Raw genomic sequence first — 12,975 nt, forward strand, 5'->3', positions numbered from 1 at the left:
AACAATATGAAAGTCTACGGGAGGAGATAAATGTATGTTTTCAGCCATACAAAAAAAGATCAGTCTTTTACTGATCACATCCATGGCCATATCTTGGTTCGGGTTCACAGGTCTTCCGAGCCAAACAGTTCTAGCAGATGCCGGAGACACGGTAACCGTAGCACTGAAATCTGTCAATAACAGTAAGTATATAACGACAGATACGAGTAACAGTTCTTCACTTTATGCTAATAAGACGAATCCATGGGTATCCGATTTGTTTGATTTAGTTGATCAAGGGGAAGGCATCTATGCTTTGAGATCAAGAGCAAATTCCAAATATGTGATGATTGGGTCTAATAGTGTGGATACTTTAAAAGCCTCTTCCCAAACGATTGGTACCAATCAGAAGTTTAAAATGATTACAAACTCAGACTCTTCGGTCTCCTTCCAGCCAACGGGAAATCTCAAAACTTACTACCTCAGTTTAGAGAACGATAGTAGCGGTGAGATCAATGTGGAGCAAAGCAACTCCACGTCTACGCTTACAAAATTTCAATTTTCCTATTTCGATCTCACCAAACCATTGAAAATACTTGAGATTAAAGATTTGGAAAAGTCTTCTAACGAGAAAACACTCACTTCAGATTTAAAAGATAAACTAGGTACAAATACTGATTTTCAGCTAGAAACAATGAGCATGAAAAAATTCGTTGCGCTCCGCGATGAATTAGATGGTAAATACGATGCCATTTACTTCGGAAAAAGCTTATTTAATCCTACATCAGAGACTGGAAGCAACCACGATACTCGTTTCCTTGAAAATGACATTACATCTCTCAAAGCAACAGAAATTACAGACAAATACATAAATAAAGGACTACCCGTTATTGTATATAGCGACTCGTCCAAGAAACGCGGTGCTTTGTATCAAGGATACTTAAACAGCAATGGTAACTATTCTAAGTCTAGTGGAAATTTATACAATTTATTTAATCCCTACAATACGACAACATCTAAAAGCAACGTTATTTTTGTAAATGACACGGATATTGGAAGTTCATCTGCCTTTATATCTAAGACAAACTTGCTTGTAAATGCCAATGTTCGCCCTCAACTTAATCTGACAAGCAAACCGACTGACTACACAATCAGCTCAAATCGTGACATTAAGTATAAAGCAGGCGACACTTTAACCTATACATTTAATGTATCTAATGTTAGAAACATCGGTCAGCGCAATTTGGTAGCTAATTTATATTTAGGTGTCGATAGTGTCTTAAAATTCAATGCTTCCAACTTAGTACAAACGGTCCCAGTAACTTCACTCACCAATAATACTATAAGCTTCACACTTCCAAGAGGTTACTCAGGGCTCTATTACTGGCGTCTAGATCTCGTTGATCAAACTAGTACTGGCAAGCTGAAGGATTCGGCTGCAGGCGTTTTCCGTTATAAAGACCAATCACCAACCATCAAGGTACTTCAAGTTATTCCTAACTCGCAATCGACTAGTAAGACCAGCAGCCTACTTTTAGAGTCAAACTTAAAACAAAATTATTTGCATTCAGACGATTATGATATCAACATTTCAGTCATTGACTTCAATACTTTTAACTCTACAGAATACAAAACATTAAATAGCAAATACGATATGTTGATTTTCGGTTTTAACGATTCTTATAACGGAACTGCAGACATTTCTTCAACAGCTGCTGCAGCTGTTAAATCATTTATCGCTACAGGTCAAGGCGTTATGTTCACCCATGATACCGTTTATCAAGGAAATCAAACATGGATCACTAATTTCCAAGCTGATACTGGCCAAATCGGTCCAATGACGAATATGGGACTCAATGCCCCTAACACATCAACGTCAACTGTAAAAATAAATGAAGGTTTGCTAACCGAATTTCCTTTCTTTATAAGTGAAATGACACCATCCGTGGCAACAACACATGATCAGTATTTTAGGCTGGATCTTAACGATCCCAAGGTTATTCCCTGGTACAACATCAATGGCAGCCCTCGTGACGTGGAAGATAGCTGGAATCATTATTACACCTACTCCAAAGGGAACGTCACCTATTCTGGTACGGGGCATAATTTTGTAAACACAACCAAAAACAGCTCTTTTCCAGATTGGGAACAAAAGCTGTTCGTAAACACGATGTACAGGGCTTTCATAGGTTCAAATCATAAGCCTACATTGGATCTCATATCTCCAGCAGCTTTCGACGCATCTTTAAAGAATTACATCTCAGCAAATAGTTCAATTTCTGTCAGTTTCAAACCCGATGATTTGGATTTAAATGATAAAAAAGTGACCTCATCCATTACTTTTACTTACAAAGACAGTTCGGGTACTAATCAATCTGTCAAAGTTTTAGCGGATACGGAGACAAATAAAGGTGAGACAATCACCAAAACATTCCCTAATCCACTAGCTGCAAGCGGCGGAGATTTGACGATCTCAGTCTCAACCAAAGACGCCGCAGGCGCTCTTGAAACAAAGGAAGTTGCCGTCAAAGTCATTACTTCTACTGGTTTAACGCCAGATCGTACGGTATCTGCTGAAAAAATTGAAGTTAATAGTCCTGTGACTGTAAATTACATCATTAATCCAACAGCAAAACCTTACAGTGCGGCTACGAACCTTGAAGATTTAAAAATTACAGGCTTGCATTATAAAGAAACTTTCCCAGCCAACTTAGAAATTGTTACAATACCAACAGGTTTCACGAAAACAGGCTCATTAACAAGCGGCTTTACCCTTGAAGGTGATATCGGTGAAATTCCGTACCGCAGGGAAGGCAGTCAATTTGTAGCTAATAGCTCATTGTTCACCGTCGTTGTTAAACCAACGAAAGCGGGAGACTACTCATTATCTAATGCTAACCTGCAATACAAGGATTTTGCTTCAGCAAATCAAAATGTTCTCTTTTCGAATAAGGTCATAACCGCTTTTACGAAATTAACTTCCTTGACGTTGGATAACCTCACAATTGCAAAAGGTGATACTTCCAAACTTATTCCAAAGGTAATGCCTAGTGATGCTACCTACCAAAAGAACGAAGACTTCACTTGGACAACGGATGCGGCAACCATCGTTACGGTTAATGCAAGTGGTGAAATTCGAGGTGTCAGTGCTGGAACTGCAAAAATAACGGCTGTCGCGAAAGATGGAAGCGGACTTACCGCCACCTCCGTGGTTTCTGTCATCCAACCAGGCTTGAATATCACAGGTCCGACGGAAGTGGCCGTTGGTGCAGACATATCATTGCAAGCAGCACTGGTAACCGTGAATGAGAACGTAACTTCTGTCAGATGGAGTTCTTCAAATTCCAGCAAAGCGAACTTCACGGTAAGCGATAAATTTACTGGCATCTTACATGGTGTACAAAAAGGCACCGTGACTGTAACAGCTACCGTTGTAACAGATAAAGGAAATACTTATTCCAAAGATTACACAGTAAAAATATTCATACCTTTAACATCAATTAATGTAGGGAGCGCTAGTATTCGCGTTGGCGAAACCATCAAATTAAATTCAAACTATACACCGTCCGATGCTGATAATCTCAACTTGACCTGGAGCACAGACCGGTCCGATCTGGTTACCGTAGACAGTTCAGGGAACATTACAGGCGTAGCTGAAGGAACAGCGAAAGTTATCATTAATTCCACAGACGGATCCAATCTGACAGCCAATGCTACCGTTACTGTAGTTAAACCTTCACTGACAGTTAATGGGCCAACTTCGGTAAATATTGGAGAGAAGATTACATTAGAAGCTACTTTTTCAACAATTAATGAAACTGTAGCATCCGTTACTTGGAGTTCACCCGATCAGGATAAAGCGAGTTTTGTAACAGATGGTGATTACAAGCGTGTATTAACTGGTGTCAAAGCAGGAACGGTGAATGGCTCAGTTACAATTAGAACAAATATTGGAAGCACTTATTCCAAAAATTTCAGTGTTAACGTTACAGCAGTTCCTGTGGCTTCTGTAAGAATAGACAATGCTACGATTCGTGTTAATCAATCTTATGTTCTAACACCAAATTTCGAGCCTACAAATGCAAGTATTAAAGTGCTTACATGGGAATCAAACAATCCAAACGTGGTCACAGTCGACTCTAACGGAAATACTCGAGGGGTAGCTGTTGGTACAGCTACAATTAAAGCAACCACGACGGATGGCACGAATCTATCCGGCACAGCGACGATTACAGTCATACAGCCATCAATTTCTGTTAACGGGCCTGATAAACTCTTTATTGGTGGTCAACCCATTACGCTTCAAGTTCTTCTAAGTTCATTCAATGAAACACCTACTTATACGACGTGGAATGTTTCAGATGAGGATAAATTGAAAGCAGATTTCACCGGCGTAGATGGGAGTCCAACGAGAACTCTTACCGGAAAGCAACCTGGGATCATTAACGGAACCGTACATATGGTCACTGATCAAGGGAGTTCCTACGATGCCAGCTTTAAAGTAACCGTCATTTCACTGCAACTGAATGATCAAACCGTTGACGTCGGCCAAAGCGGTAGCCTATCACCATCCATTACACCTCCGTTAGAATTGAATTCGGATGTTATCTGGAAGTCAACGGATGTGAACGTGCTGACAGTAGATAACTCAGGCAATTATCAAGCAATATCGGAAGGTTCAACACAAGTAACGATTATTTCGAAAACTGATCAAAGTGTTATTGCTTCCGCTAAGATCACCGTTGCTCAACCTACTGTCGAATTTGATGGAGATAAAGTCGTAAATATCTCCGGAACAACAACGCTTCGGGCATGGTTGAGATCTTCACATCAGAAAGCTAAGACTTTCGCATGGGCTTTAGATAACCCTAATCAGTCTTTTGCAAATGTATCGAAGTCTGCAGAAGATTCCAGAGACTTTACAGGTAAAAATGTTGGCGTAGTAACAGGAACGGTCAGCATTGTTACGGATAAAGACATCACGTATAAGCAAAGCTTTAGCGTCTCCGTCGAATCCTTAGCCATTGTCAGGATGATCGACGGTGTTGAGAGCGGCATCTCTGTTATTACAATGGACAAAGGTGAGTCCATCGTGCTGAAGGCTGCTTTGAATCCTTCAACAGCATTAAACAATGAGTTTAAGTGGAGCTTAATCAGTGAACCTGAAGAAAATGGTGAGGCTGCCATTGTTGGCGATGACAACAAGCAAACTGTAACACTCATAGGGCTTAAGAAAGGCACTATCCAAATCAAAGTAGACGTGGCTGGAGGCCCTGGCTTCCCTTCCAAAACAGCAGCCAAAGTTGTTTACGTGAGGCAAGACCTGACGAAGTTGGAACTTCCTGATTCGACGATCACTTTATACGCAAAAGGTACAACTGCTCAAAGATCGTTTGACTTACTTAAATATCTAACCGTTACGCCAAACAAGTGGAAAAAAGAATGGATTAATGACCTAAATGGTCAATTACAATGGAAAAGTAGTAGTTCGACTATCGCTGATGTTGACTCCAATGGCCTGGTAACCAGCTTCAAGCAAGGGTCAACAACGATTACCGTCACGAATAAAGACGATGAAACGGTGAAAGACGAAATTACGGTGAACGTCATCGAGTTTGACGACAGATATTAAAACGCTAAGAGGCTGCCCCAATCACATTGGGACAGCCTCTTTTTTTACCAGTATCATTTAAACTCCGTTACTTGCTTTTTCTTCCCTACAGTCAAGCCTACCTTAGAAACACGTGGCAAACCAACCTTCTGATTCTCAAAAATCTTACTGTTATAATCGATAATAAGACGCGACTGATTCTCCGAGGTGACTTGTGTTTGATCATCCATTTTAATACTTTCTACTCCGCCTGTAGCATTCCCACGAATGGCATTGACTGTCAAGTTACCTTTGGCAAAAAAGCCGCCATATACCCAAAATACGGAACCTACCCCATAAATCGTTGCATCACTATCCGTGTAGAAAAAAGCTTTTAAGATTGGAGGATTAGCACCATGCGTCTCCACCGGTTTGTTTCCAGGTGACTTCGAATCGTACTGAAAAGGTTCTTTAATATCAAGAAACGAATTGACGCGATAAATATCAATAGCACCTTTAGAAATAAGAACTAACTCTTTCTCCTCACCATCTAGCCCCTTCAAACCTAAAATAGAAGCATCCACAATCTCCGTTTTACCTAACGTGTAGATGGTGGAATCCATATTAACGGTGTTATGTATAGATAGATTACCTGTAACCAGTATATTAGCTTTAATGTCAAGGGTGCCTTTATCTATATTCGTATTTTTAATCGTTAAATCACCATTTACAATGAACCAGCTGCTTTTATTTAAATTAACAGGAACGGGGTTTTTCACACTTTCTTTGTAAAGCAATTTACTGAATACCTCGCCGCCATCTATCGTTAAATTGCCATTATACATTATCGTATTCTCAAGCTCGGATGAAAACAAGCTAATAAGACTGCTCTTCTTCGCCTCATAGGCGGCATACTTAGGAGCATTAGCAGGATCAGGCGCTACTTCATCCAGCGGATCAATAATTTCCATCCATGGACTCAAGTCCGTAAGACTGTCTCTGGACGCCAACGCCGTCTTCACCTTCATTCTTTGTCCATCTGGATCTGCAATATCTTTCCCGATGGCCTGAACCATTTTATCCACGAAGGCTTCGTTGACTTCTATCCCTGCAAATTTGCTCTGATCTTTGACATGAATATTCGCAGGATCCGTGCTAGTCAGCACCTCTTTGATTGTTTTTACGCCCTCTCCCTCTTCTTCACTAATACTTTTATAACCACTATTGCTGTTGCCGACATTTTCAAGTGTGTCACATTGCGGACTGGTTTGAGAAACTGTTGCGCTTACCGTCTCACAATAATAAGCATTTAACCCGTCCCCGGATGCATTCTTTTGAACGTAGGCGCTTCCCTCCAACTTCGGGAATTTAGTCGACTGATATAACGGCGTACCAAGGTACAAATATTCAGCTTCATTTTTGACCTTTAATGCTTCTCCCGCATAAATATCCCCGATGATATAAGGCGATCCATTAATCAGCACAGTTCCTTCCGAACCCATCGCATATTTCAGTGAATCTGGAAACGTGTCCAAAATAATATCCTGGGTAAGTAGACGCGTGACATTATTCACAGTAGCTTCAGCATCAATCGTAATTTTATAATTCAGCGAGCTGTCCTCTTTTTTATTTTCTTTGAATTCGATACTATGTATTTTCCCTCTGGCTGCACCTACATCATGATCCAATAAAGTACTGGTCGCTCTCCCATTTAACTTCACTGTAATGTCATCCAACCTATTTTGAACTTCATCAATGTTAACGCCATCCTGACTTTCAAAATCGGACATGATATAAGCAGCAGCCTCATTCAACGCCTTCTCAGCCAAATGCAAACTTTGAACATCCTTTTGCTTCGTCTCCGTTCTTGTTGCACCGCCTATGCTTGCACTCAACACAGCCAAACCTAATATCGAAAAAATAAGAACCATAAATAAAACTAACAGCAATGCTGAACCGCGCTCCTCGCGAAACATGCTACTCCTCCTTAGAAACCGAACTGGCTTTGCAGCTTGAGCTTGTGATCTCTTCCTTTAGAAGTCTGACTTAATTCCAATGTGACATTAATAAGCCCGTTCGTACATCCATTTGTACAGCTGTTAATGTGAATCATAGAATCGCTCATAACTTGAGATTTTAATTCTATAGCACTGCTAGCCGTTTTCTGATCGTTATAGATGTAAACTTTATGGTCCGTGTTGTCAACAACCACATGGCGAACTGATACATGCTCACCTTTTACATCGTTTGTTTTTATATGCATCAAAATGCCATTTTCCGTTTCACTGTTCGTGCTGAAATTCTCAACGGTTTCGGGGCCTTGTGTATAAAACTCACTCATAATCGCCGACATAATGATATCGCCTTCATCCCGCAGAGAATTCTCGACATTCACTCGATCATAAGCTTTGAAACCAAAATTAATCACCCCATAAATGGATCCAGCTATCAAAGAGAAAATGCTTAAAGCAGCAATGAGCTCGACCAGCGAGTAACCCTTTTGCTCTTTGATGCTGTTAACGAATCGACTCATTTGCAATATAGCCCTCCACAATGACAGGTTTATTTCTTCCGTTATTCACGTTGTTATCTTTGACAGTCACTTCAACATGAATAGGCAGCAAATAATTCGCCATCCCTTTTTTTACAGGATCATCTTTCAACTCATTTGTAATATCTACCTGATAAGACACGGATATTTGATATTCAATATCATTTACCTTGGGGTTAAGCACATCCCAGAGGAGCTTCATATTCGGATTTAGAAATAAATTTTGTAAATCAGGTTTATCACAAATATTTCTAGTACTGCAGTTCTTGGGTGAAATATCTAGATTACCCTTTAGGTCACCCGTACTAGAATCAATAAAATAATTATGTATCGTAGCATAGTTCTGCTTCTCCATATAAAACAAAGCGTTCCTAGCCAAATTCACCATCACCGTTTTATTCTGATTCCCTTTGTTATACGACATCGCGTTAATGAAAAACGCCAGCATCGCCATGGAAGCCACAGACAATATGACCGTCGCAGCCAAAACCTCTATCAGCGTAAATCCCTCTTCACGGGGCTCTCTTCTATTCATCTCATATGCTCCTAAGATTATTAATTTCAATATGTCACGCATCTGCAAATATAGGACTTTTAATATAGGACTATTGTACCATATTTTCGACTCCAAACACTGATTTCCTGCATAAAAAATGACAAACAGACTCAATTTGTGTCCCTTTCCCGAAATGTAAAAAAAGCCTCACTCCCTTATAGGAGCAAAGCTTCTTAAGTTGTTCTCGTCCTCAGACATAAGGCGGGTCCCACGCTTTTTTATCCCATCCCAGCGTGTCGCTGACCACGTTCATGTCGCGATCCAGATGAACGTTGACCCCGAAAGGAAGCTTTCGTTGATGCCAAAAACGGACATCTCGCCACTGCACTTCATAGCCGTCCGTTTTCTCGGTCCAGCACACATGAATGCGCTGCGCGAAGTGCAGGAAGGCACGGACGCCATCTGTAGCCAAGGTAGCTTGCACGATCGGGTGTGACTGTTCCTGGCTATAGTCAATTTTGCTATATTCCACTTCAGTCACGACAGAACCATCCCGAATTTCGCCCAAGTAAAACCGCGTATCACTCTCGATAACGAATTGCCAACGGAACCAACTGAGACTGGGAATGAGATGGCATATTCCGTCTTCCAGATTCAGTTCCTTTTTCACCAATTTAACAAATCGTTTCCGCTGTTCGCTCCGAATGGCAATATAAAAGAAGGTCGCCACGTATATCAACGCGAACATCTCCCCGATATGAAGCCCCCCGCTGCCGTGCCAAACTAAAATCCAAATAAGAACGCCAAAGGTATGCAGGACGAACAGGAAAGGTTCGTAAAGACAGAGGGTATCGAGATGATGCCATTTGGAAGAGAACGGCCGGAGACACTGCACGCCATAGACGTTAAATAAGTCCAGAAACACATGAAAAACAACAGCCAACAAAGTCCACATATACAGGCTAAACAAATGATCCCATACCCCAAAGATAGCTGCAAGAGGCAAACTGAGCACAATCGGCCAAATAAAGAGTGCCGGCAAGGAATGGGTAATTCCTCGATGAACACGCAAATAGTTCGTATACCCTTTGATTCTTGCGATCGTATCAAAATCAGGGGCATGTGATCCAATGAGCGTTCCGGCCAGAATTGCATGGGTCAAATTCGGATCTTGCGATACGACAGGCTCCAAACAAGCGAGTCCTGCTAAGGTGACGCCGAACAATAAATGGCTTCCTGTGTCCATGTGTCAATCACCCATCCTTTGTCATTGAGTGCTATCCTACTTCAGATGATGTCGTTTGATCAGCATTTGTGACAGATGTTTCTTCCCAACGTTCGTGCACATTGAACCAATAAAACCAAGAACCCGGCTGCTCACGGATGGCTCGCTCCATGAAACCGTTCAGCAGCAGGTTCACTTCAGCACGTGCGATACGCCCGGATAACTCAGCTTGCAGTTCAAGAGGCGAACCAAAAATGAGCTTGTGGTTGAAACCGCGGGTGCGATACCCGTAAAAAGGTACAATAGGTATTCGCAAATCATGAGCAAGCATAGCCGCACCCTCAGGCGTGCGAGTCAACCTCCCGAAGAAACGGGATAACGGAAAGGAAGCGCGCCAGAAATCCCCGAGCAGAAAAACGACCCCACCGTTCTGCAAATGCTTCTTTAAGGTCCGATACAGCTCCAGAGGAGGGACACTGTCATAATCCAGTCCCTTGCAGCCCATGGCAGCAAATTTCAGATAAAGCGGTCTAAGCTCCTGACTGCCTGCTGAAGCGACGGTCAGACAATCATATTTCCGGGTCAAATACCAATAGTAATAAAAAAAGTTGCCTATATGCGGCGTATAGACGATAAAACCCTTTCCGTTCGATCGGCTTTGAGCTTCTCGGAGGTTCTCTTCGCCAAGCACATCGAAATGATGCGTTTGCAGTTTTAACAGTCGCTTAGATAAGAAAAGAATCTCAACAAGCGTAAACACAACATTTTCCATATAATTCTTGGAAATCGCACGAATGGCTCGTTTCGGCTTTTCATCAAGCAAATCGGCCATATTATGTTCCACTCGTCTAACTAAGCTACGCAAAGCAAAATGACCGACAAAAGAGATAAACGCACACACCGCATGCAAAACCCAAAGCGGAATGATTCGCAGCTTGTGTTCGATACGCGCCAGTTTTTGTTCGTCTGAAGTTAGTTTGGCGATCCAATCATACAAAGCAAATCCTCCTTGCCTACGTTGTTAGAAAATGACGTTTGTACCGTCTTGTAACCCGCTCTTTTTCCAAAATGATGAAAAAATCAACGCTCTCAAATAGCTCATCATAGGCCGGATCGCCGCCAATTTCAGCGCCGAGCCATTGATACCCCTTCATAAGTGGAGGCAGCTTACGAAACACATCTTTTTCATTACAATCAACTTCCAGTCGAGCAAGCCCGGATATCCGATGCGTGGCTAACGGTTCGATACCGTACCGGTTGGTAATGACTTGTTTTTGAAGCAGCATTGTATAAATTAGATTTAAATCTTCTAAATTGCTCATATGTACACTGGCACAGCCAATTAAATGCGTGTAATTTCGCTCCGTAATGTAACCGGCAATCCCTTCCCATAAAAGCTGAATCGTTTTCCCGCCGCGATACTCCGGTGCAATGCAGCTGCGCCCTAGCTCTAGCGTCTGTTCTTTATATGCGGCATAAGCCGCTAAATTAAATTCGGTCTCCGAATAAAAGCCTATACCTTGGAGGGCACGATCTCCTGGAAGCAGACGGTAAGTACCTACAACCTGATCTGTGTCCAAATCTTTCACAATGAGATGATCGCAGTACGCATCATAAGCGTCTTTTTCAAGACCTTCCTCATTGAGCATTCGCATGTTTTTCTCTTCTTCAACGAAAACCTGATACCTTAGTCTCATGGCCTGCTCAATTTCATCTGCGCTGCTTGCAAGCCTAACCGCTAGTTTGACCTGCTGATGCGCCGTATTCAGGAGGGGTCCACTCATCTTCTTCACGCCTTTCCACTGGATTCTCACTGTTCCATCGTAGCAAAGGTTTATTATGGTTTCATTTTCGTATTGTAAAAAAATTGTAATGTTTGGAAAATGAAAATAAACCGCATTCGTCGCTTTGACGAAATACGGTTTATCCTGTTCATTCACAAAGTCATTGAAGCCAGTAATAGATCGGTATGAATAAAATGGATGTCATGATGCCACAGATCGCCATGGACAGCCCGGCAAAACCACCCTGCTGCTCTGAATCTTTGACGACTTTCGCTGTCCCAATGCCATGCGCGGCCGTTCCCAAAGCAATCCCGATGGAGATGTCGTCTGTTATCTTCAACCAATTCAACAAACGTGTGCCAAACATGCTTCCAAACAGACCCGTCATTGTCGTCAGAACGGCTGTAAGCTCCGGGATCGCCCCTAACCGCGTAGCGATTTCAATCGAGATTGGCGAGCTAACTGACTTAGGCAGCATGCTAAGAATAATGGACTGGCTGCCGCCAAGAAGTCCAACAATAGCTGCGCTCGATGGTATACCAGTGATGGATCCTGCCAATACGCTAAGCATAACACGCTTTAAATTGGATCGGATTAAGGATCTGTATTTATACAACGGGACACCTAGAGCAACGGTTGCTGGTCCAAGAAGAAGAGTGAGAACATCCGCCCCTCGTTTAAAGTCTTCAAAAGGAATTCGAAATCCAACTAAAATAAGAATAATAAGTCCTGTACATACAAAAAGCGGATGCATAAACCGCCATCGCTGATACATCACATTAGCGAACGCATAAATCAGAACGCTTAAAGTTAAACCGAATAAGGGATGCTGAAGCATATTACCCGCCATATTTTTCCCCTTCCTTACCTAGCTTGGAAGATACCCAACCCGTAACGATAAGCACGACGGCCGTTGCACCAACGATGCCACCACATATCGCAACCAGATTGGCACCAATAATAGGTAGAAACAAGAGAATACCCACCGTATAGGGGATAAAAAAAAGCATCATATGCCTGGTCAGCAGCGACGCGGCTTCTTCCACCCATTCAAGTTTAACAAGCTTAGCGAATAAAGCCGCTGTAAATAGTATGAGCCCGATCACGTTGCCAGGTAGCGGCAGGTGCAGGCCCATTTGGATTACATACCCTATGAAATTAAAAGCTAATAAAATCGCAAAACCAAGCATGTTGTCTCCCTTTCCGCTCAAAAACCGGTTCATCCAGAATCTTTATAAGCATTTCGTATTTCCCTTAACATAACATAAAAAATCGAGGACATAAAGATAGAAAGCAGTATTTCTGCTGCTGGAATCCCCATTTCGTCACCTCAGTCTACACACCTTTTGG

Annotated in this window: 9 protein-coding genes; 1 reads left to right on the top strand and 8 read right to left on the bottom strand. The window is 42.1% G+C overall.

Translation table 11 applies throughout. The annotated features are described in order from the left end of the window. The first annotated feature begins 34 nt into the window (after positions 1–34). Positions 35–5,611: a DUF5057 domain-containing protein gene (locus ACUN27_RS21870; RefSeq protein ID WP_445559598.1), complete on the top strand. Its 5,577-nt coding sequence runs from the start codon at positions 35–37 to the stop codon at positions 5,609–5,611. 53 nt (positions 5,612–5,664) lie between these two features. On the opposite strand, the gene ACUN27_RS21875 is transcribed toward ACUN27_RS21870, so the two are convergent. From ACUN27_RS21875 to ACUN27_RS21910, 8 genes are all read right to left on the bottom strand, one after another. Then, positions 5,665–7,545, bottom strand: a complete 1,881-nt coding sequence (locus ACUN27_RS21875) for a hypothetical protein (protein ID WP_445559599.1) — start codon at positions 7,543–7,545, stop codon at positions 5,665–5,667. A gap of 11 nt (positions 7,546–7,556) precedes the next feature. After that, positions 7,557–8,102, bottom strand: coding sequence for a PulJ/GspJ family protein (locus ACUN27_RS21880; protein ID WP_315949573.1), 546 nt, complete (start codon positions 8,100–8,102; stop codon positions 7,557–7,559). After that, a complete protein-coding gene (locus ACUN27_RS21885; protein WP_445559600.1) occupies positions 8,086–8,655 on the bottom strand; it encodes a type IV pilus modification PilV family protein in 570 nt (189 codons plus the stop codon). Before ACUN27_RS21885 ends, ACUN27_RS21880 begins: the two co-directional genes overlap by 17 nt. A 211-nt stretch (positions 8,656–8,866) precedes the next feature. Beyond that, positions 8,867–9,862, bottom strand: coding sequence for a metal-dependent hydrolase (locus tag ACUN27_RS21890; RefSeq protein WP_315949568.1), 996 nt, complete (start codon positions 9,860–9,862; stop codon positions 8,867–8,869). Between the two features lie 31 nt (positions 9,863–9,893). Further along, a complete protein-coding gene (locus tag ACUN27_RS21895; protein ID WP_326063121.1) occupies positions 9,894–10,838 on the bottom strand; it encodes a lysophospholipid acyltransferase family protein in 945 nt (314 codons plus the stop codon). Between the two features lie 16 nt (positions 10,839–10,854). Next, complete coding sequence (locus ACUN27_RS21900; protein ID WP_445559601.1) at positions 10,855–11,625, bottom strand: GNAT family N-acetyltransferase; 771 nt, start codon at positions 11,623–11,625, stop codon at positions 10,855–10,857. Between the two features lie 160 nt (positions 11,626–11,785). Further along, positions 11,786–12,475 (bottom strand): LrgB family protein, encoded by a 690-nt coding sequence (locus ACUN27_RS21905; protein WP_445559602.1) that lies wholly within the window; start codon positions 12,473–12,475, stop codon positions 11,786–11,788. Then, positions 12,465–12,848 carry a CidA/LrgA family protein gene (locus tag ACUN27_RS21910; RefSeq protein ID WP_445559603.1) on the bottom strand — a complete coding sequence of 128 codons (384 nt, stop codon included), beginning with the start codon at positions 12,846–12,848 and terminating at the stop codon, positions 12,465–12,467. The genes ACUN27_RS21905 and ACUN27_RS21910 overlap by 11 nt, the downstream gene beginning before the upstream one ends. Positions 12,849–12,975 lie beyond the last annotated feature (127 nt).

This window comes from Paenibacillus sp. WC2504, assembly GCF_052682475.1.